The sequence below is a fragment of the Gordonia westfalica genome, from assembly GCF_900105725.1.
Lineage (GTDB): Bacteria > Actinomycetota > Actinomycetes > Mycobacteriales > Mycobacteriaceae > Gordonia > Gordonia westfalica.
This window is the reverse complement of sequence record NZ_FNLM01000034.1, coordinates 4,241,933-4,262,488: the sequence shown is the minus strand read 5'-3', so window position 1 is coordinate 4,262,488 and position 20,556 is coordinate 4,241,933. Positions and strand designations below refer to the sequence as shown.

At 67.6% G+C, this 20,556-nt stretch carries 17 protein-coding genes and 1 pseudogene; 3 read left to right on the top strand and 15 right to left on the bottom strand.

Annotated features, from left to right (window positions below):
* Positions 1–11: 11 nt before the first annotated feature.
* From BLU62_RS24995 to BLU62_RS24960, 8 genes and pseudogenes are all read right to left on the bottom strand, one after another.
* Positions 12–2,270, bottom strand: coding sequence for a SulP family inorganic anion transporter (locus BLU62_RS24995; protein WP_074852538.1), 2,259 nt, complete (start codon positions 2,268–2,270; stop codon positions 12–14).
* 193 nt (positions 2,271–2,463) lie between these two features.
* Positions 2,464–3,461 (bottom strand): annotated as a pseudogene (locus tag BLU62_RS24990) (ElyC/SanA/YdcF family protein).
* A gap of 117 nt (positions 3,462–3,578) precedes the next feature.
* Positions 3,579–4,004: a DoxX family protein gene (locus BLU62_RS24985; RefSeq protein ID WP_074852537.1), complete on the bottom strand. Its 426-nt coding sequence runs from the start codon at positions 4,002–4,004 to the stop codon at positions 3,579–3,581.
* A 96-nt stretch (positions 4,005–4,100) separates the two neighbouring features.
* Complete coding sequence (locus BLU62_RS24980; RefSeq protein WP_074852536.1) at positions 4,101–4,517, bottom strand: nitroreductase family deazaflavin-dependent oxidoreductase; 417 nt, start codon at positions 4,515–4,517, stop codon at positions 4,101–4,103.
* Between the two features lie 160 nt (positions 4,518–4,677).
* Positions 4,678–6,210: an NAD(P)(+) transhydrogenase (Re/Si-specific) subunit beta gene (locus BLU62_RS24975; RefSeq protein ID WP_074852535.1), complete on the bottom strand. Its 1,533-nt coding sequence runs from the start codon at positions 6,208–6,210 to the stop codon at positions 4,678–4,680.
* Positions 6,207–6,512 (bottom strand): NAD(P) transhydrogenase subunit alpha part 2, encoded by a 306-nt coding sequence (locus tag BLU62_RS24970; RefSeq protein WP_074852534.1) that lies wholly within the window; start codon positions 6,510–6,512, stop codon positions 6,207–6,209. Before BLU62_RS24970 ends, BLU62_RS24975 begins: the two co-directional genes overlap by 4 nt.
* Positions 6,512–7,600, bottom strand: coding sequence for a Re/Si-specific NAD(P)(+) transhydrogenase subunit alpha (locus BLU62_RS24965; RefSeq protein WP_074852533.1), 1,089 nt, complete (start codon positions 7,598–7,600; stop codon positions 6,512–6,514). Before BLU62_RS24965 ends, BLU62_RS24970 begins: the two co-directional genes overlap by 1 nt.
* Before the next feature lie 331 nt (positions 7,601–7,931).
* Complete coding sequence (locus tag BLU62_RS24960) at positions 7,932–9,488, bottom strand: molybdopterin-dependent oxidoreductase (protein WP_425284611.1); 1,557 nt, start codon at positions 9,486–9,488, stop codon at positions 7,932–7,934.
* A gap of 178 nt (positions 9,489–9,666) precedes the next feature.
* Between BLU62_RS24960 and BLU62_RS24955 the strand changes: the two genes are divergently transcribed.
* A complete protein-coding gene (locus BLU62_RS24955) occupies positions 9,667–11,139 on the top strand; it encodes an FAD-binding protein (RefSeq protein WP_074852531.1) in 1,473 nt (490 codons plus the stop codon).
* A 115-nt stretch (positions 11,140–11,254) separates the two neighbouring features.
* On the opposite strand, the gene BLU62_RS24950 is transcribed toward BLU62_RS24955, so the two are convergent.
* The 7 genes from BLU62_RS24950 to nadB form a co-directional block, all read right to left on the bottom strand.
* Positions 11,255–13,543, bottom strand: coding sequence for a heavy metal translocating P-type ATPase (locus BLU62_RS24950; protein ID WP_074852530.1), 2,289 nt, complete (start codon positions 13,541–13,543; stop codon positions 11,255–11,257).
* Entirely contained in the window at positions 13,543–13,752 is a 210-nt protein-coding gene (locus BLU62_RS24945; protein WP_074852529.1) for a hypothetical protein, read from the bottom strand. The genes BLU62_RS24950 and BLU62_RS24945 overlap by 1 nt, the downstream gene beginning before the upstream one ends.
* A gap of 1 nt (position 13,753) precedes the next feature.
* On the bottom strand, positions 13,754–13,960 hold the full coding sequence (locus tag BLU62_RS24940; RefSeq protein WP_074852528.1) for a heavy-metal-associated domain-containing protein: 207 nt from the start codon (positions 13,958–13,960) through the stop codon (positions 13,754–13,756).
* Positions 13,961–14,010: 50 nt separating this feature from the next.
* A complete protein-coding gene (locus tag BLU62_RS24935) occupies positions 14,011–14,304 on the bottom strand; it encodes a metal-sensitive transcriptional regulator (RefSeq protein ID WP_074852527.1) in 294 nt (97 codons plus the stop codon).
* Between the two features lie 175 nt (positions 14,305–14,479).
* Positions 14,480–15,439, bottom strand: a complete 960-nt coding sequence (locus BLU62_RS24930) for a hypothetical protein (protein WP_074852526.1) — start codon at positions 15,437–15,439, stop codon at positions 14,480–14,482.
* Positions 15,440–15,622: 183 nt separating this feature from the next.
* Positions 15,623–16,633 carry an alpha/beta hydrolase gene (locus tag BLU62_RS24925; RefSeq protein WP_074852525.1) on the bottom strand — a complete coding sequence of 337 codons (1,011 nt, stop codon included), beginning with the start codon at positions 16,631–16,633 and terminating at the stop codon, positions 15,623–15,625.
* Positions 16,634–16,697: 64 nt separating this feature from the next.
* Complete coding sequence (gene nadB / locus BLU62_RS24920; RefSeq protein ID WP_074852524.1) at positions 16,698–18,356, bottom strand: L-aspartate oxidase; 1,659 nt, start codon at positions 18,354–18,356, stop codon at positions 16,698–16,700.
* A 150-nt stretch (positions 18,357–18,506) separates the two neighbouring features.
* Between nadB and BLU62_RS24915 the strand changes: the two genes are divergently transcribed.
* Together BLU62_RS24915 and BLU62_RS24910 are read left to right on the top strand one after the other, a co-directional pair.
* On the top strand, positions 18,507–20,042 hold the full coding sequence (locus BLU62_RS24915; RefSeq protein WP_074852523.1) for an FAD-dependent oxidoreductase: 1,536 nt from the start codon (positions 18,507–18,509) through the stop codon (positions 20,040–20,042).
* Between the two features lie 64 nt (positions 20,043–20,106).
* Positions 20,107–20,541, top strand: a complete 435-nt coding sequence (locus BLU62_RS24910) for an SRPBCC family protein (RefSeq protein ID WP_074852522.1) — start codon at positions 20,107–20,109, stop codon at positions 20,539–20,541.
* The last annotated feature ends 15 nt before the right edge of the window (positions 20,542–20,556 follow it).

Below are 20,556 nucleotides of genomic sequence, written 5' to 3'. Positions count from 1 at the left end.
TATTCCGTCGGTCAGCCCCGCGCGGAGATGTCCTCCGGCACCGAGTGGGTCACCGGTCCGAGAGCCCGGGGAGTGACCTCGAAGACCCTGGCGGTGGCGATGTCGAAATAGAGGCCGACGATCTTCACGCGCGACTCGGCTGCCGCACGCCCGACCAGGGGATGCCGGGTGAGGGTCTCCATCTGTTTGACCACGTTGACCACGGCCAGCTGATCGACCTCGGCGAGCCCCATCTCCGCGGCGGCACGACCGGCGGGATGACCCAGCCGAAGTGCCGCGAGGCTCGGGATGGCGTGCCGCAACCATCGGCGGATGGGGCCGGCCTCGACCATGTCCGCGGTACCGACAACCGAAGACTCGTCCTCGAGGAGTGCGTGCATGGCGCCGCACGAGGAGTGGCCGCAGACCACGATCGAGGTCACACCGAGTTCCCCGACGGCGAACTCGAGCGCTGCCTCGACCGACACGTCGTCACCCGGATCGGCGGGTATCAGGTTTCCGACGTTGCGGACGGTGAACAGGTCGCCCGGGCCGCTGGCGGTGATGATGTTGGGCAACAGACGCGAATCCGCGCAGGTCACGAACAGCGAATCCGGGTCCTGGGTCTCCGTGACGTCGGCCAGCATCGCCTGGAGTGCGTCCGCATGCTCGTGCTCGTAGTCGTTCACACCTCCCATGATCGACCGGAGCGCCGCGGGCCGGTCCTGCGCGGCAGCGGATTCCGAGGTCACCCTGCTTCGCCAGGGCGTGAGACCGGCGAACCCGGTGGTGTGCCGGCGCGGAGGGCGACGCGGAGCGTCGGACAGGCGTGCACGTCCCTTCTCGACGACGAGGACCGTGCCGCCACCGGCCTCGTGGGCCCAGCGGAAGTCCTCGAGCATCTCCGACGCCGCGTGATCGAGGAAGTCGGTGTCGAGTTCGAGTGTCAGGTGTGCGGCGTCGGGCACGGCGACCAGCGCCTTGTTCAGTTTGGGCAGCGACAGGAAGCTCAATGAACCTCGTACGCGCACAACCCATTTCCGCGCCCCCTCGGCGCCAGAGGGTTCCGAGGTCACCTCGATCCGCACGACGCGCCACACCAACAGTCCGATCGCGACGGCGAGCCCGATGGCGACGCCCTCCAGCAGGTTGAGGAAGACCACCGAGGTCACCGTGATGCCGTAGACCCACATGTCGCCCGTGCGCAGCGCAACTCGCATGTGCGCCAGTTTCACCAGTTGGATACCGATCACCACGAGCAGTCCGGCGAGCGCCGCTGTCGGGATCTGCTCGACCAGTCCGGTCAGCAGTGCGGCGAAGACCAGCACCCACACTCCGTGCAGCACCGCCGATGCACGGGTGCGAGCACCCGCGGCGACATTGGCGGTACTGCGTACGATGACGCCGGTGACAGGCAGACCGCCGAGCATACCCGAGGCGATGTTCGCACTGCCCTGACCCAACATCTCGCGGTTGAGGTCGGCGCGCGGTCCGGTGTGCATCTTGTCCACCGCCACCGCCGACAGCAGCGACTCGACGCTCGCGATGAGCGCCACGGTCAGAATGCCGAGAAGAACTGCGCTCCAGCCATTGTCGGGAAGCTCGGGCAACGAGATCGCCTCGAAGAAGCTCCCGTCGATGCTGATGCGATCGACGTCGAGCCCGAGTGCGATCACCATGAGTGTCGCACCGACGATCGCGACGAGCGGACCCGGCACCTTGCGCGCCGATGCAGGGAGGAACGGCCACGCCAGAAGGACCGCGATCACCGTTCCACCGACAAGGGCGTCGGACAGGTTGACGTCGGCGATCCCAGCAGGCAGCGTGGTGACGTTCTCCCACGCACCACTCGCCGAGCTACCGCCGAGAAGAACATGGACCTGTTGCAGCGCAATGGTTATCCCGATCCCGGCGAGCATCGCATGCACCACGACCGGAGCGATGCCGAGCGCAGCGCCCGCGACTCGACTGATCCCGAACAGCAGCTGCAGGATTCCGGCACCCACGGTGATGAAACACGTGACGCGCCAACCGAAACTGGCGATCATGTCGGCCACCACGACGGTCAGCCCCGCGGCCGGGCCGGAGACCTGCAACCGGCTGCCGCCGAGTAGGCCGGCGACGACACCGCCGATGACCGCCGCTATCAGCCCGGCCAACACGGGCGCACCCGATGCGATCGCAATACCCAATGACAATGGCAGGGCCACGAGAAATACCACGAGTGATGCAGATAGGTCGTATCGCACCACCTCGCGAACGTCCGGGACCCCGATTCCCTGAATTCGCATGGAAACGACCGTACCGACGTTTTGTTGACTACATATGAACTGCCACTGGGACGACCGTGTCATTTACCAGGTCGGCAGCAGGTAAATGTGAGCTGTCTAACAGATGCAGGCGAATTCACCTGGGCCTCATTTGTCTTCACAAATCAGGAATCGCATTTGACATTTCCATTGTCAGAATCGAGCGATTCTTCCCTCAGTTCGACGACCCGGCGTCGAGCAATTGCTCCAGGATCTGACCACCGATGTCGGCGAGCAGACCGGGGCCGGGATCGGGCAGGTTCTGCGGGAGCACACCCGGTTCGTGGGTGGCGGGGATTCGCGCGGTTCGCGTGGCCTCGAGTCGGATTCCCCGTGTCTGATCCTTGGTCAGCGGCGTGAGGTACTTGCTGAGATCGGTGGCGGTGGTCAGGGTTCCGACGACGCGGAGCCCGGTGGCCCCGAAGTCCGCGGCACCGCGCCGGATGTGGTTGGGCGAGGTCACCAGGACGATGTCGCGGATACCCTTCGCACGCAGGATCTCCGACGTGTACTGCGCATTCGCGACAGTCGATCCCGACTTGTCCTCGGTCACGATGCGAGTGGCGTCGACGCCGTTGTCGATCAGCCAGGCCTTCATGGCGGCCGCCTCGGTGATACCGTTCTTGGGCACCCCACCGGTCACGACGATCGGTGCAGTGGTGGTGATCTCGGCCTGCGACTTACCCGCCGACACGCGATTCACCAACTCGGGGCCATCTTTCCGTTGGCGTTCAACCCGAATCCGAGGACCACTATCGCGACGCGACCGGACACCGGTTTGGGCGTGGTGTCCGGAATGATCTGAGCGGCGGTGGCGACTCCCGAGATCACGTTCCGTGCCGTGGTGGCGAGGAGGGGGTTCAGCACACGCAAGCGACCCAGGGCCGCATTGCTGACCGCCGCATCATCCATCTGGTCGGCCCAGATCGCCTGCAGTGCAAGCGCATCGGTGTCTGCCGGTGCGAGGGTCAGCGCCTTCTGCAGTGCCGCCAGACCGCCCGCGACGTCCCCGCTCGCGAACTTCGACTGTGCGTCGTTGTACAGCCCGGCCGGGTCGACGGCGTCGACCACCGTCACCACGCTCGACCCGCCGGTCGGGAGCGACCCGACTGCCACACCACCGAGCGCGGCCACCGCGATGGTCGCAGCGGCCGCCAGCCGGAAACGCTTCACTCTGGTAACACCAGTCACTCGCGCAACAGTACGAGACCTGCGCAACGACCCCACACCCGTCCGATTCCAGATCGGTAACGGGTGCGGGGCCGGTTGGACCTGTGCCGCCTGCGGCGATCAGCGCCGCAAGCCGGCGACCTTCAGCAGCTCCGGGCGTCGCAGGACCAGTCCGATCCACATCAGGACGCCGAGGTAGGCGGCGAACAGAACGGTGCTGACAAGCGGTTCTTCGATACGCATGTTGGCGGTGACCGCGCCGCCGAGGTAGGCGGTGATGCCTAGTGCCCCCAGAACCGCGGTCCGCGGGATCGCGTACACCACAAGGCAGATGAGCAGCACCACACCCATGACGATGGCCTGGTCGGAATCGAAGCCGAGTTTCTCGGTGCCGTCGACCACCGACTGCGGGCGGATCAGTTTCCCGATGACGTCGAACGCGAGGAATGCGCCGACGAGCACGCTGATGACGATTCCGGTTGCGCGGCGCCAGTTCCGGCCGTCGGTGGTCTCGGATGAATGCTGCCTGGTGATGTCGGTGGCCATGATGTTCTCCCTTGTGGACGAGCGGTCTGGTTGTCGTGCAGGGGTAGACACGGCTCGTGCGGAAAACTCATCGATGAGGCGATGCGGCGACTTCGGTCAGGCGGCCATCAGCCTCACCACCGGGTATTCGCGGGTCGCCTTCTTCTGATATTTCGCATACCTGGGCTGCGCACTCACGACGGCGTTCCAGGCGGCTTGGCGTTCCGATCCGGCCAGCACCACCGGCGTGACGGGCACCGGTTGTTCGCCATGCCGTTCGACGGCCACGGAGTCGGGGTGTGCCGCGAGGTTCGCGTACCAGTCCGGATTGCCTTTTCCACCACCGGAAGCGACGATCAGCCAGCCGTCGTCATCGGGAAACCAGCAGAGCGGGGTCTCTCGTGGTCGACCCGACTTGCGACCCTTGGTGCGCAGGATGACCATGTCCATCCCCCACATCGTCCCGCTCTTGGTCCGAATCCGTTTGACGGTGCGCTCGTTCACCTTCCGCTGATACCACTGCCAGATCGACATGCTGCTCCTTCGATTCGCTCGTCCTGGTCGTCGGTGTCGACGCTAACCGGGAGTGTCCGGCGGGCGCTTCTCGATTCCTGCTCGATGTGGGTCCGGCAGACAAAAGACCCCCGGCAGGTCCCACGAAACGGGGACTGCCGGGGGCCTCGACCGAAAGTGCTTACAGCGCCTTGAGTTCCTCGATGACGCTGTCGACGCTCTTCTTGGCGTCGCCGAAGAGCATCGAGGTGCCGTCGGCGAAGAACAGCGGGTTCTCGATACCGGCGTACCCCGAACTCATCGACCGCTTCAGCACGATCACCGACCGCGCCTCGTCGACGTTGAGGATCGGCATGCCATGAATCGGGCTCGACGGATCGTTGCGGGCTGCCGGGTTGGTGACGTCGTTGGCGCCGATGACGATCGCGACATCGGTACGGCCGAACTCGCCGTTGATGTCGTCCATCTCCTTCATCGCGTCGTATTCGACGTCGGCCTCGGCCAGCAACACGTTCATGTGACCGGGCATGCGACCGGCGACCGGGTGGATCGCGTACTTGACCTCCACGCCCTTGGACTCGAGAAGGTTCGCCATCTCCTTGACCGCGTGCTGCGCCTGCGCCACGGCCAGACCGTAACCGGGCACCACGATGACCTGATTGGCGTAGGCCATCTGGATCGCGGCGTCCGCGGCCGAGGTCGCCTTGACCGTGCCACCCTCGCCACCGGGACCACCGGCAGCAGCGGCGTCGCCACCGCCGAACGAACCGAACACGATGGCCGGGATCGACCGGTTCATCGCCTTGGCCATCAGGTTGGTCAGGATCGAACCCGACGCGCCGACGATCATGCCCGCCACGATCAGCGCGGTGTTGTCCAGCGCGATACCCGCCGCCGCAGCCGACAGACCCGTCATCGCGTTCAGCAACGAGATGACCACCGGCATGTCCGCGCCGCCGATCGGGAAGACCACGAACAGACCCATCACACCGGCAGCCACCAGCAGACCGACCATCCACCACACACTCGCGCCGCCACCATCAGCGGCGTCGACGCCCAGGTAGATCGCCAGACCCAACGCCACCAGCAGCAACAGGATGTTGGCCGCCTGGAACAACTTCGCATTCGCCACGAAGGTCTTCTCCAGGCCCTTGGGCATGATCTCCTGCAGCTTCGAGAACGCCACCAGCGATCCCCAGAACGAGATCGAACCGATGATCGCCGCGATCAGCGAACCCACCACCAGCGGCGACGCCGGTTCGGTGTTGTGGAAGACCGAGAAGCCGGAGGTCTCGATGAACTCCGCCCACGCGATCAGTGCGACGGTGCCGCCGCCGACGCCGTTGAACAGTGCCACCAGCTGCGGCATGGCCGTCATCTTGGTCTTCAACGCCGGCGGGATACCCAGTGCCACACCGAGTGCCAGACCGATGGCGATCAGAATCCAGTTGATGGTCGGCACACCGACCGTCGAGTGGCCGTCGTCGCCGACCGCGCCCTCGTTGTAGATGTAAAGCAGCGTCGCCGCCACCGCAAGACCCATACCGGTCGCGGCGATCCAGTTGCCGCGCACCGCGGTCTTGGGTCCGGTCAGACCCATCAGGCCGTAGATGAACAGCGAGAACGACACGATGTAGAGCGCCATGACCAGATACGACAGGCCCTCGCTCGGGGTGTGCGCGCCTGCCGCGAGCACCAATTGCGAGCCGATCACTTGGCGGCCTCCTTCTTACCCTTGAACATGCCCAGCATCCGGTCGGTGACCGCGAAGCCACCGATCACGTTGAGCGTGCCGAACACCAGCGCGACGAACGCGATAATGCGCACACCCCACCCGGCATCGGCGGGCAGCTTGCCCAGCACCACCAGCGCACCGAGCACGACGATGCCGTGAATGGCGTTCGTGCCCGACATCAGCGGGGTGTGAAGGGTGTTGGGAACCTTCGAGATGACCGCAAAACCCACGAACCCGGCCAGCACCAGGATCGCGATATTCGCGAGAAGTCCGGCGTACATCAGGCAGACACCTCTTTCTCATCCCGCGTGACACACGAAGCAGCGAGCACCTCGTCGTCGAAATCCGGTGTGATCACACCGTTCTCGTCGAGCATCAGCTCGATCAGCGCCAGCAGGTTCTTCGAGTACAGCTCGCTGGCATGCTCGGGCATGGTCGCCGGCAGATTCAGCGGCGCGGTGATCGTCACGTCATGCTTGACGACGGTCTGCCCCGGCTCGGTGAGCTCGCAGTTGCCGCCGGTCTCACCGGCCAGGTCGACCACGACGCTGCCCGGCTTCATGCCCTCGACCGCCGCGGCGGTCACCAGACGCGGCGCCGGACGACCCGGCACCAGCGCAGTGGTGATCACCACGTCGAAGCCCTTGATGGCGTCCTCGAGCGCCTGCTGCTGCTGAGCTCGTTCGTCCTCGGTCAGCTCGCGGGCATAACCGCCCTCGCCGGCCGCGTCGATACCCAGGTCCAGCCACTGCGCACCGACCGACCGCACCTGCTCGGCCACCTCCGGGCGCACGTCGTACCCGGTGGTCCGACCGCCCAGACGTTTGGCCGTGGCCAGCGCCTGGAGCCCGGCCACACCGACGCCGAGCACCAGCACCGTCGCCGGCTTCACCGTGCCCGCCGCCGTGGTCAGCATCGGGAAGAACCGCGTCGACAGATCTGCCGCCACCACGACCGACTTGTAGCCGGCCACGTTCGCCTGCGAACTCAACGCGTCCATCACCTGAGCACGAGAGATACGCGGGATGGCCTCCACCGCGTAGGCCTCCACACCAGCTGCACGCAACGCACCGATCTTGTTGTCGGCGTTGCGCGGAGCCAGGAAGCCGATGAGCTTCTGGCCGCTGCGCAGCTTGCCGATCTCGTCATCCGACGGCGGCGACACCCGCAGCACCACATCCGCCGAATACGGATCACCGATCGTTGCCCCGGCCTCGGTGTACGCCTCGTCGGGGATCAGGGCGCCGAGACCGGCCCCCGACTCCACCACGACGGGCACATCCTTGCCCACCAGCGACGCGACCACCTTCGGGACGAGCGCCACGCGGCGCTCCCCCGGGGCCGTCTCGCGCACGACACCCACTGTCATAACTCTCACCCTGTCTGGTGGCGACGCTGTGTCAGCGCCGCCTTGTTCTCGGCGCCGTCGTCGGCGCACATGTGTACAACGCCGTGACCTGCGTACAAATCGTGCAGCTCCGCCATGTGTCGGCGGTGCGGACGACCTGACGCAGGTCACGAAGTGCTCGGGCTCCGACAGCGATGACTGTCACCCGGCTCACATATAGAGGTTGGAAGAACATAACACGCACTCTCAGCGCAATCTCAGGAGAGTCGGATACCTCACTCCACCCTTGACAAGGGTATTCATCATGAGCTTTACGAATACTGATCAGTAGTGCCCAATCCGTTGGAACAGATCAGGTAACGGTGTATCTACGCTCGTCGAGACCGGTCGCGCCGTCGGGCGCGGGGGACTGATATCGCTCGACCTGAGGGCGACCCTGCTTGTCGATCGCGCGGCACGTGACGGTGTGGTTTCCCTTGTCCGCCTGCCACACGAACCTCCATTGCCGCCACGTGTCGACGCTGTACTCGGTCGTGAGCTCCGCGGGCTGCCACGGGCCGTCGTCGATGCGGACCTCGACGCGCTCGACGCCGATGTGCTGCGCCCACGCGGTCCCGGCGATGACAACCTCGCCCGCGGGATGTGAGGTACCCCGCGCGGGGCGGTCGATACGGGAAGCCAGCTTGATGGGGCCGAGCGCCGACCATCCGCGGTCGGTCCAATACGCCTTCGCCTCGGAGAACCGGGTGACCTCCCAGTCGACGAGCCACTTGGTCGCCGACACGTATCCGTATAGTCCGGGCACCACCTGACGGACCGGATAGCCGTGTTCGATAGGCAGCGGGCCGCCGTTCATGCCGACCGCGAGCAGGGCGTCGCGACCGTCGGTGATCGTCGAGATCGGCGTGCCGCAGGTCCACCCGTCGACGCTCGTGGACAGCAGCATGTCGGCTCCGGGTCGCACGCCGGCGAGGTCGAGGACCTTCCGCATCGGCACGCCGAGCCAGCGCGCGTTGCCGATCAGGTCTCCCCCGACATCGTTGGACACGCACGCGAGTGTCACGAGCCGTTCGGCCATCGGCATCGCCACCAGGTCGTCCCAGGTGAGCGTCACCTCTTTGTCGACCTCACCATGGATCCGCAGCCGCCATTCGACGGTGGTCAGGGTGGGTACCTGGAGGGCGGTGTCGATGCGATAGAAGTCGTCGTTGTCGGTGATGAAAGATGTTGCTCCGGAGAGGTTCAGTTCGGTGCCCGCAGGAATCGGCGGTGCCGGGTCGGCGGGTTTCGGGAGCAGGATCCGCGCACGGTCGGCGAGCGTGCTCGCGGTGTCGGCGAGCATGCGACGACCGATGACACCGATCGCGACGGCCGCCACGGCGACACCACCCGCGGCGAGGACGAAGCGCCGCGAGAGTGGTTGGCGGTCAGCGTCTTCCACCTGGTCATCGTCGCCGACGCGCGACGGTTCGTCGTCCAGCTGGGCCAGCAGTAGCCGCAGCACGACGATGCCCACGACGCCGGCGATGATCGAGGGCAGCGCATACGTCCACGTCGCGCCGGGCCGGTTCACCGCCGCCAGCACCCCGACGGCCGCGAAGACCGCGATGATCGCCGAACCGGCCGGCGGCCTGCGGCGCTCGAGATACCCGCAGGCACCGGCGATGGCGGCGATGATGACGCCCATCCCGACGAACAGGGCGACCTTGTCGGCGATCCCGAAGGTCTCGATCGCCCATTCCCGGACCGCCTGGGGCGAGCGGTCGACCACCGACGATCCCACCGCGAAATACGGCGACGCATCCGGCGACACCGGAACCGCGGCGATCTCGCCCACCGCCAGTCCGGCACCCACCGCGACGATGCCCGCGAGCCAGGGGGCCGCGGCGTGCGCGCGTGGGGTCGACAAGTTGGTCACACTTCTTGATACCGGAGTTCGCACCGGTGGCGGCGGCTCGCGCCGGAAGGCCCTCCATTCGTCCGACGACCATTCGGCCGACCAGCACGAACGGCCCCGGCGCCAGGTCGTCCTCACGAATGGCCGCCAAGACTAGAACAGGTTCTAGTTTGTCCGCTAGTCTGACCGCATGGCTACCAGTACCGAGATCCCGGAGACCGTCGCCCTCGAGGCGGTGACCGAATTCTCCGACGAGGTCGACGTCGTCGTGATCGGATTCGGCATCGCCGGCGGATGCGCCGCAGCGGAGGCGGCGGCGAACGGCGCCCGCGTCATCCTGCTCGAACGCGCCGCGGCACCCGGCGGCACCACCTCGCTGTCCGGCGGGTTCTTCTATCTCGGCGGCGGTACGGCCGTTCAGAAGGCGACGGGTCAGGACGACTCGGTCGAGGAGATGGAGAAGTACCTCACCGCGGTCTCGGTGGACCCCGAGCCCGACAAGATCCACGCCTACTGCGTCGACAGCGTCGACCACTTCAACTGGCTCGAAGGCCTCGGCTTCACCTTCGAACGCAGCTTCTACGCCGAGAAAGCCGTCATCCAGCCCGGCACCGAGGGCCTGATGTTCACCGGCAACGAGAAGGTCTGGCCGTTCAAGGACCAGGCGGTCCCCGCCCCGCGCGGCCACAAGGTGCCGGTCCCCGGGGAGACCGGCGGAGCGAAGTTGGTCATCGATCTGCTCGTCACCCGGCTCGACGAGCTGGGCGCCGAGGTCCGTTACGAGACCGGTGCTCGCCGGCTCGTCGTCGACGAGAACGGCGCGGTCGCCGGTGTCGCGTGGAAGACACCGGACGCCGAGGGCGTCATCCGCGCCGATTCGGTGATCATCGCGGCCGGCGGTTTCGTGATGAATCCCGAGATGGTCGCCGAGCACACGCCGCATCTCGCCGAGAAGCCGTTCGTCCTCGGCAACACCTACGACGACGGCCTCGGTCTGCGGATGGGGCGGTCCGTCGGTGCCGCACTGAAGTACATGGACAAGGCGTTCATCACCGCCCCGATCTATCCGCCCGCGAGCATGGTCATGGGCGTCATCGTCAACAAGTTCGGTGAGCGGTTCGTCACCGAGGACTCGTACCACGCACGGACATCGGGATTCGTTCTCGAGCAGCCCGATTCGGTGGCGTACCTCATCGTCAACGAGTCGCACATGAACGAGAAGCAGAACTATCTGGTCCCCCTCATCGACGGCTGGGAGACCATCGAGGAGATGGAACGCGACCTCGGCATCCCCGAGGGCAAACTGCGGGCGACCATGGCCCGCTACAACGAGAACGCCGCGAAGAAGGAAGACCCCGACTTCCACAAGGCCGCCGAGTTCCTCGAACCGCAGGACACCGGCCCGTGGGCCGCCTACGACCTGTCGCTGGGCAAGGCCATGTACGCCGGATTCACCATGGGCGGCATGGCAACCTCGCTCGACGGTGAGGTGCTCGACGAAGCCGGGTCGGTCATCAAGGGCCTCTACGCCGCGGGCGCGAGCGCCACCAACATCGCCCAGGATTGCAAGGGGTATTGCAGCGGAACACAATTGGGTGAGGGCTCGTACTTCGGTCGACGCGCCGGTCGCCACGCCGCTGCGAAGGTGGCCGCCAGCGCTTGAGCCGGCCGCACACAGCTGACTGAAAACCGTCCCCGAGAAGCACCCTGGCAGCGGGGCCGGCGACACTGTTTGTGTCGTCGGGCCCCGCCTGGAGGGTCGTGATCGGGGGCGGTTCTCAGCGGGCCGGGGAGAACCGGCGCAGCCGCAGACTGTTGCCCACGACGAACACCGAGGAGAGCGCCATCGCGGCTCCGGCGATCATCGGGTTGAGCATCCCGGCCGCTGCCAGGGGGATCGCGGCGACGTTGTAACCGAACGCCCAGAACAGATTTCCCTTGATCGTGCCGAGGGTCCGACGCGCCAGTCGGATCGCGTCGGCGACGACGCGGAGGTCGCCGCTCACCACGGTCAGATCGCTGGCCGCCATTGCCACATCTGTACCGGTGCCCATGGCGAGGCCGAGGTCGGCCTGGGCCAGTGCGGCGGCGTCGTTGATCCCGTCGCCGACCATCGCGACCACGTGGCCGCGCTCCTGGAGCTCGGCGATCACCTCGAGCTTGCGCTGCGGGCTGACACCTGCGGTCACGTCGTCGATCCCGACCTCCGCGGCCACGGCACGCGCCGCACCTTCGTTGTCGCCGGTGAGCAGCTTCGGGGTGAGACCCAGGCGTCGGAACTCGGCGATCGCCTGGGCCGACGAGGCCTTGATCCGGTCGGCCACCGCGATCACCCCGACCGGAACCGGTTCGGAATCATCGGCATCCGCGCCTCCGACCAGGACGACGACCGCCGTCGCACCACCGGCCTCGGCGGTCGACACCGCATCCGCGAGGTCGGTGGGCATCGGCACGGTGACCTTGCTGGGTGACAGGACCTGAACTCGCTTGTCTCCCACGGTGCCTGCGACTCCGGCGCCCTGCGTGGAGACGAAGTCGCGGGCCTTCTCGGTCAGATACTCACGACCCGCATCGGCGACGGCGAGACCGATCGGGTGCTCCGATCCCGCCTCCACCGCGGCTGCCCATGCGAGAACCTGCGTCTCGTCGTGACCGTCGGCCGCGATCACCGTCGACACGGACATGTCGCCACTGGTGACGGTGCCGGTCTTGTCCAGCACGATGGTGTCGACGCGCCGCGTGGACTCCAGCACCTCGGGCCCCTTCAGCAGGATGCCCAGTTGCGCTCCGCGTCCGGTGCCGACCATCAGGGCGGTCGGGGTGGCGAGCCCGAGCGCACACGGGCAGGCGATGATCAGGACCGCTACCGCGGCGGTGAACGCGAAGGTCACGTCGCCACCCGCGAAGCCGTTCGTCGATGCCGCGCCGAGCCAGAAACCCAGTGTGGCAACGGAGATCGCGATCACGGTGGGAACGAACACCGACGAGATGCGGTCGGCCAGGCGCTGCGCGTCGGCCTTGCCCTCCTGCGCGGCAGCGACCATACGCGCCATCTGCGCGAGCGCGGTGTCGGACCCCACGGCGGTGGCCCGGACGACGAGGAGTCCGCTGGCGTTGACGGTCGCCCCGATGACCGCGTCACCCGCGGTCACCTCGACCGGGACCGACTCCCCGGACACCATCGACGCGTCGATCGCCGAAGCACCCTCGACCACGACCCCATCGGTCGCGACCTTCTCACCCGGTCGCACCACGAACTCGTCACCAACTGCCAATTGCCCGATGGGGATTCGAGTCTCCACACCGTTGCGTCGGACCGCGACGTCCTTGGCACCGAGATCCATGAGCGCCCGCAGTGCATCACCGGCTCGACGCTTGGCGCGCTTCTCGAAGTATCGACCAGCCAGCAGGAAGGTCGTCACGCCCGCCGCCGCTTCGAGATAGATGTGCGACGCCCCATCGGTGCGTTGGGGCAGCAGGTCGAATCCGTGGGTGAGTCCGGGAGTGCCTGCGGTGCCGAGGAAGAGAGCGTAGAGCGACCAGCCGAACGCGGCGAGCGTGCCGACCGACACGAGGGTGTCCATGGTGGTCGCGCCGTGGCGCAGGTTGATCCACGCGGCGCGGTGGAACGGGTAGGCGCCCCACACGACCACCGGCGCGGCCAACGTCAGGGACAGCCACTGCCAGTAGGTGAACTGCCAGGCCGGGATCATCGCGAGCGCGATCACCGGGACCGACAGCACCGCCGACACGATCAGACGCTGTCGCAACGCGTCGAGTTCCGGATCGGCGGTCGTCGACGCGGTGCCGTCCGCGTCCGTCGAGGCGGCCGGTGGTTCGGGCAGGATCGGCGCGGCGTCGTAGCCCGCCGCCCGGACAACCTCGATGAGGTCGTCGGCGGCGAGGCCGGTGGGCACCTCGACGTGGGCGCGCTCGGTCGCATAGTTCACCGAGGCGGTGACGCCGTCCAGTTTGTTGAGTTTCCGCTCGATGCGGTTCGCGCACGACGCACAGGTCATGCCGGATATGTCGAGGTCGACCAGTTGCAGGCCGGGACTCGCGGACATCAGTGGTCGCCCCCTGTGGTCGTGTCGCCGTGTGTCATGTCGCCGTGTGGAGTGGAGTCGGGAGCAGTCGTCTCGACGACGCCGTGCGTGGGCGCGTCGTGGGTCACCGGCTCGGGTTGCGGTCCCCACGCCCGGCCGACGCCGAAGGCGATCGCGAATGCGGCGATCAGCGCGACGACGTAGGCCAGGGGACCTTTGGGGATGGTCATGTCACACCAGTGCGTAACCGGCTTCGGCGACCGCTCCGGCGATCTCCTCGCGGGGGATCTCACGGTCGGCGACGACGCGGACGGCTCCGTCTTCGAGCGTCACGTCGACGCTGGTCACACCGGCGATCTCCGCGATCTCCTCGCGAACGGACGCGACGCAGTGCCCGCAGGTCATGCCGGTGACGGTGTAGTTGCTGGTGGTGCTCATGTGTACTCCTTCTCGGTGGTTGATGCCGTACCCGCGGTTGGGGCGTGGGGTCAGGACTTGACGAGCCGCGAGATCGCGGCCATCGCCTCGTCGACCTTCGCTTTGCCGGCCGCGTCGCTCTCCTGCGCGGCGTGCACGACGCAATGAGCCAGGTGCTCCTCGAGGAGACCCAGGCTGACCGCCTGCAATGCCTTGGTCATGGCCGACACCTGGGTGAGGATGTCGATGCAGTACGTGTCCTCCTCGACCATGCGCTGCAGCCCACGTGCCTGGCCCTCGATACGACGCAATCGCTTGAGGTAGTCATCCTTGCGGCCGATGTAGCCGTGCTGGTGCTCGTCCATGTCGCTCCTGTCGTACGGGTACCCCTTAGGGGTATGCCTCAACAGGTATACCAGCATCCGCCCAGAGACGGTACCCCCCTACCGTATGGGGTCGGAGGTCCGCCCCGGCGGGACGCGAGTCGGGCAGCATCGAATGCCCGACGCGATCGCGCGTCGAGATCGGGGAATGCGAGAACTAGGCTCGCAGCGCTGCCGCGAGGCGCGCCAGTGCGACGGCCACCTCGTCGAGGGCCGCGCTGATCGCAGCACGGCGGGCCGCCTCCGACTCCGCATGATCGTCGACGGACCCCGCTTGCGGAGCCGGGATACCGGTACCGGCCTGCTGCGGGAGACCACTCTCTCGTGCGGGTGCGGTCTGCGGCGCGTCCGGGAGAGCGGGTATCGCGTGAGCGGGCGCTGTCGGGTTCGGGGTCGCCGGTGTCGAGGTCGCCGGTGTCGAGGTCACCCGACCCTGAACACCCTGCGCCGGCGCATCCGACCGGTGGCGCCGGCCGTGGTAGTCCTCGGAGACCATCGGTTCCGCGTTGGTGGATCGACGGCCGCCACGGTAGGCCGGGTCGTGAGCGGGCTCGGGCGAGGACCCGTGCGCGGGTTCCCGCGAGGGCGCCGCCTCGGCCGGAGGCGGGGATCCGACCGGTGGCCGGGTCACAGGCGGCGGCGGGGGTGCGGCGGGAGCCGGGGGTGCGGCCGGCTGATGGGAGTCGGGCAACCGGTGAGACCCCATCCGCGGGGGATGCGTGTTCGGCGGCTGCGAACCCGAGGTGCGCTCGGGCCCGGGAACCGGTCGCTGCTGGGCGCCCGCGCCGGACATCACCGACGGGGCGTGACCGTTCGAGTGCGCATAGAAGTGGGGTCCACCGTGACCGACGAAGAAGACACACCCCGCACCTTCCGGCGACGGAACCGGGCAGGGATTGCGTTCGATGAGGGACTGGGCGCGATCGTCGAAGTCGTTCCACTCCAGCCACAGGCGGCGGTCGTGCCTCGGATGTGTACTCGCGTCCGTCGCGTGGTTACCGCGATGACCGATCGCGAGACGGCACTGCAACAACCAATCGGAGTCACCCGACAGTCCCAGCGCCGCCCGTTCGGTCGGCCGGCACACCACCGTCGACCAACAGCCTTCGCCGTTCATACGGACTCCCCTTCATACCTGCAGTGCAAAACGTCTTCGCGCGCCATCCAGCTTCGCGCGCCATCCAGCCATGCCACGCCGGTCTCCCCGTGCTCGAAGAAGTGTTCGTGCCGACTCCGGCGCGCCCCCCGGCAAGCGCCACGGCGTTCCTCCGCGGCCGCGGTGCTGTGATGATCCCGGGCGTCAGTCTACGAAGGAGGCCGGTTCGTTGCCACCCTGCTCGCCCCCGCGCGTCCGGGCGAGAAACAGCACGATCCTGCGATTCACCTCCTCGGGGCGATCGAGATGGAGGAAGTGTCCGGCACCCGCGACGACGGAGGTGGCGCTGCCGTCGGGGAGCACGTCGCGCACATGGTCGGTGAGGGCGGACTGCATGCATCCGTCGTCGGCGCCGTGCAGATACAGGGTGCGGCAACGAGGTTCACCCAACCAGTCGTCGCGGAGATCGGCGTATCTCACGGCGGTCCGGGGGCGGCGCATCGCTCGGTAGTAACCCAGCGCTGCGGACCGATGCGCCCGCGTCGGCAGGGCGGCCAGGGCATGGTCGATGTCGAGGTCGTAATGGGGCCGTGGGTCCCCGGGGTGTCGCAACCGCCAGCGTCTCCACAGCAACGGGATCAGCCAGTCCAGACTCCGCTCGGGCAGCCACGGCAATTGGTTGAACCCGATGTACCAACTCATCGTCGCCTGCCGGACCAGCAACCGGACCGCACCGCGCCCATCGGCGACCGCGCGCCGGATCGCGGGTATCGGCGGCACCGACATCGCGACCACCGCGGAGTAGGGGTTGTCCGAGCGGTGCGAGAGGGCGTTGACCGTCAAGGCACCCCAGTCGTGCCCGATCAGCACCGCGTCCGGCCCGGCACCGACCGCGCGGTGGATGGCGCGGGCATCGTAGGCGAGCGCCGCGACGTGAAAGTCCTTGTCCGGCGGTATGTCCGACGGCGAGTAGCCGCGGGTGAACGGCGCGATGACGCGGTACCCCGCGGCGACGAGTTCGGGTGCGAGGTGGCGCCACGTCCACGCCGAATCGGGAAACCCGTGGAGGCACACCGCAACCGGGCCGTCGGCCGGACCCCACGCCAGTGCGCGCAGAGTGATGTGCCCGAGGTCGATGGTCTCGCGTCGGGGGCCGTCCGGGGCGACGGGGTCGCGCGACTCGGCGTCGCGTGCGTCTGGTGAGCTCTGGGTCATCGGCGTCAATGTAACGCCCATATCCGACCACCGCATCGACTTGCGCGCTTCGACCCGCTTCCGATCAGACCGCGATGCCGGCGAATCCTGTCTCTCGGACAACTCCGTCGACGAGGCGGAAGGTACGGGACTCCCCGACCTCGGCCGTCAGCGGGAAGTCTGTGCGGACGTGCGCGCCGCGCGACTCGGTGCGGGCGCCGGCCGCCGCGACGACCGCAGACGCGGTCAGCGTGAGCGCCGCGTCCTCGACGTCACCCACGTTGTCGGGGACACGCCGCGGCGCATTCGCGATGATGTCGGCGGCGAGCGCCAGTCCGTCAGCGGACCGGCGCAGCGCGACCCGCCGCGACATCGTGTCCTGCAGCAGCCCGCGGTCGAGGATCGGCACCGGCTCCGCCGCCGGTCGGGACGCCACAGCGGCCGGCCGCAGGTCACGTCGGCCCACCGCGACCGCAGCGGCACGACGTCCCATGACGAGCCCCTCGAGCAGGCTGTTCGACGCGAGGCGGTTGGCCCCGTGCAGTCCGGTGCGTGCGACCTCACCGGCGGCCAGGAGCCCGTCGACGACGGTGCGCGCCTCGTCGTCGGTCACCACGCCGCCACAAAGGTAGTGGGCACCGGGCACCACCGGGATGCGGTTGTCGGCGGGGTCGAGACCGGCCGCCCGGATTCCCGCGCTGACCGTCGGGAACCGACGCTCGAAGTCGTGCACCTCGCTGATGTCGAGGTAGACGCAGGGATGCCCCGTCAGTTCGATCGCGGTCTCCACGGCGTTCGCGACCACGTCGCGGGGTGCGAGGTCGCCCATCGGGTGCACGCCGTCGGTCACCGACCGTCCGTGTACATCGACGAGTCGACCGCCCTCACCCCGCACCGCCTCACTGATCAGCGTCCGACGGCCACGGGCGCCCGGCGTGTAGAGCATCGTCGGGTGGAACTGGATGAACTCGAGGTCGGCGACGTGCGCGCCGGCCCGCAGTGCCAGGGCGATACCGTCGCAGGTGGCGCCGCCCGGGTTGGTCGTCGCCGCGTAGAGATGACCGGCGCCGCCGGTCGCGAGCAGGACCGTCGGCGCGTCGACCACACCCCGGCGGCCGTGTCGCAGGTAGGAGACACCTGCCACGTGATCGTCGGACACCAGCACATCGGTGACGATCGCGTCGTCGAGGAAGCGGATCGACGCCCCGGACGCAACCCCGGCAGTTCGCTGCGCGACTGCACTGTGGAGCGCCCGCTGGATCGCGGCACCCGTCGCGTCGCCACCGGCGTGGATGATGCGTCGCACCGAGTGCCCACCCTCGCGGGTGCGCAGGAGTTCGCCGTCGGCATCACGATCGAACTCGGCACCCCACTCGATCAGCGCGGACACCGAGGACCATCCGTCGGCGAGGATCGGGCGCGAGGCGATCGCGTCGGTGAGACCGCCGCCCGCGGCGAGGGTGTCGGCGAGATGGAGGTCGATCGAATCCGTGTCGTCCCGGCCGGCGGGACGGACATCGGGCATGACCACCGCGACCCCGCCCTGGGCGTAGAACGTCGACGTCGGCTGCTCGCCACGATCGGGACGCCAACTCGGGCCCTTGTTCACGACGACGACCGACAATCCGCCCTCCGCGGCGCACAGCGCGGCGGTCAGTCCGGCGATGCCGGCCCCGACCACCACGAGATCGGCACGGGACGCGGTGTCCGCACCCGTGACCAGTCGATGTGTCGACGCACTCATGTCATCCGCCTTTCGCCGGGTCGTACTGTCGACAACCCTGGCGAGGTGTTTTCGATTCCCAGTCGAAAACCCTACTCCGCAGATCCCGGTAGGGAAATGTCTGAGGGTCGCGATGTTTGATCAGCCCGGATCGCGGCAACCCCGACCACCATGAAAACCCTCTGGTTCGACCCAGCGAGCGACACCGACCAGGCCGGGCTCCCCGATGTGCGTCCCGAGACCACGCCGTTCGGGAGCGTCGACACCTATGACCAGGTCGTCGTGGGCGGTGGGATCACCGGTCTGACCACCGGACTCCTGCTGGCGAAGGCCGGTCAGAAGGTCGCCGTGCTCGAGGCGCGCCACATCGGCGCCGCCGCGACCGGGCACACCACCGGCAAGCTCTCGCTGCTGCAGGGCACGAGGTTGTCGTCGATCTCGAGTCGTCACGGGAAGTCCGCGGTACAGGACTACGTCGACGCGAATCGCGAAGGGCAGGCATGGCTGCGGGAGTATCTGTTCCACCGGGGCCTCCGGGTCGACGAACGCGCCGCGTTGACCTTCGCGGCGACGGCGTCGGGCGCGAAGACCGTCGAGAAGGAGTTCGAGGCCTGCCGGGCACACGACATCCCGGTGGAGCACGTCGACTGCCCGGAGCTGCCCTTCGAGATCCACACCGCGATACGCCTGGAGGCTCAGGCTCAGATCGACCCGATGGTGGTGCTGCGTGCGCTGGCCGACGATCTGCGCGCACACGGCGGTCAGCTCTACGAGGGCGTACGCGTACAGGGACTGCGCCACGGCTCGCCCCACACGCTCACGACCGACTCCGGTGACGTCCGGGCCGACTCGGTCGTCATCGCGACCGGTGTCCCGTTCCTCGACCGCGCCGGGTTCTTCGCCCGGGTGCATCCACAGCGCTCCTATGCGGCGGCTTTCACCGTCGACGAGGAGATCCCCCGCGAGATGTACCTCGGCGCCGACGACCCGTCGATCTCCCTGCGGACCGCGACACGGCCCGGCTACGACGGCGAACTGCTGATGGTCGGCGGTTTCGGTCACGAGGTGGGCCGCACGAAGTCCGAACGCCAACACGCGCTCGACATGATCGCGTGGACCGAGAAGCACTTCCCCACCGCGCGCATGGTGGCGCGGTGGTCGGCGCAGGATTACATGACGATCGACGAATTACCCTATGTCGGGGCGCTTCTGCCCGGCATGGAGAGCGTTCAGGTCGCCACCGGATTCGCGAAGTGGGGACTCACCAACGGCGTGGCCGCGGCGTTGTCCATGACCGGACGCATCCTCGGATCCGAGCCGCCCTGGTCCAAGAGCCTGCGGCCCTGGCGCACCTCCGAGATCACCAGGCCCGGATCGCTGGCCTCAGCCGCATCGGCCAACGCGCAGGTCGCGGCATACATGGTCGGCGGTTACCTGAGTCTGTTGAAGCCCGCGAACTCCTCGCCGGACGAGGGCGACGGCAGCGTCGGGCACTCCGGAGCGACACCGAAGGGCGTCTGCACCGTGGCGGGACAGACACGGTCCGTCGCACCGCTGTGCACTCATCTGTACGGAGTGTTGCGCTGGAACGACGCCGAGCAGTCCTGGGACTGTCCGCTACACGGTTCGCGCTTCAGCCACACCGGCGAGGTGCTCGAGGGGCCGGCGACGCGAAAGCTGTTCTCGCAGGACACATCCGAACACTGATTCGCCCCACCGTACCAGATCAACAGCAATCGACCTCGAACCGAACGAACGGAGATCACACGAGATGAACCGAACCGAACGCCACACCTCCGCCACCCCCGCACAGGTCTGGTCGGTGTTGTCCAACGGATGGCTCTACTCGTCCTGGGTCGTCGGCGCATCGCGGATCCGCGACGTCGATCCCACCTGGCCGCAGGCCGGGTCCAAGATCCATCACTCGGTGGGGTTGTGGCCCGCACTTCTCGACGACGAGACCGAATCTCTCGAATCGAAGGCCGGTCTTCTCGAACTCTCGGCTGCCGCTTGGCCGTTCGGGCGGGCCCGCATCCGCATGACCGTCGAGAAGGACGGCAACGGTTCCCTCATCGGCATGGAGGAGTTCGTCGAGACCGCACCGCTGAAGTGGATTCCGCCGGTGGTGCAACAGACCGCGATGACACCCCGGCTCAACGAGTGCCTGACTCGACTGGCGCTACTCGCCGAGCGGCAGGCGAGCTGAGCCGCGGACACCGTC

Bases quoted from the DNA above. Each gene is read 5' to 3' on its own strand.
- BLU62_RS24995 (WP_074852538.1), bottom strand. From the start codon at position 2,270: ATGCGAATTCAGGGAATCGGGGTCCCGGACGTTCGCGAGGTGGTGCGA.
- BLU62_RS24985 (WP_074852537.1), bottom strand. From the start codon at position 4,004: ATGGCCACCGACATCACCAGGCAGCATTCATCCGAGACCACCGACGGC.
- BLU62_RS24980 (WP_074852536.1), bottom strand. From the start codon at position 4,517: ATGTCGATCTGGCAGTGGTATCAGCGGAAGGTGAACGAGCGCACCGTC.
- BLU62_RS24970 (WP_074852534.1), bottom strand. From the start codon at position 6,512: ATGTACGCCGGACTTCTCGCGAATATCGCGATCCTGGTGCTGGCCGGG.
- BLU62_RS24965 (WP_074852533.1), bottom strand. From the start codon at position 7,600: ATGACAGTGGGTGTCGTGCGCGAGACGGCCCCGGGGGAGCGCCGCGTG.
- BLU62_RS24955 (WP_074852531.1), top strand. From the start codon at position 9,667: ATGGCTACCAGTACCGAGATCCCGGAGACCGTCGCCCTCGAGGCGGTG.
- BLU62_RS24950 (WP_074852530.1), bottom strand. From the start codon at position 13,543: ATGTCCGCGAGTCCCGGCCTGCAACTGGTCGACCTCGACATATCCGGC.
- BLU62_RS24945 (WP_074852529.1), bottom strand. From the start codon at position 13,752: ATGACCATCCCCAAAGGTCCCCTGGCCTACGTCGTCGCGCTGATCGCC.
- BLU62_RS24940 (WP_074852528.1), bottom strand. From the start codon at position 13,960: ATGAGCACCACCAGCAACTACACCGTCACCGGCATGACCTGCGGGCAC.
- BLU62_RS24935 (WP_074852527.1), bottom strand. From the start codon at position 14,304: ATGGACGAGCACCAGCACGGCTACATCGGCCGCAAGGATGACTACCTC.
- BLU62_RS24930 (WP_074852526.1), bottom strand. From the start codon at position 15,439: ATGAACGGCGAAGGCTGTTGGTCGACGGTGGTGTGCCGGCCGACCGAA.
- BLU62_RS24925 (WP_074852525.1), bottom strand. From the start codon at position 16,633: ATGACCCAGAGCTCACCAGACGCACGCGACGCCGAGTCGCGCGACCCC.
- nadB (WP_074852524.1), bottom strand. From the start codon at position 18,356: ATGAGTGCGTCGACACATCGACTGGTCACGGGTGCGGACACCGCGTCC.
- BLU62_RS24915 (WP_074852523.1), top strand. From the start codon at position 18,507: ATGAAAACCCTCTGGTTCGACCCAGCGAGCGACACCGACCAGGCCGGG.
- BLU62_RS24910 (WP_074852522.1), top strand. From the start codon at position 20,107: ATGAACCGAACCGAACGCCACACCTCCGCCACCCCCGCACAGGTCTGG.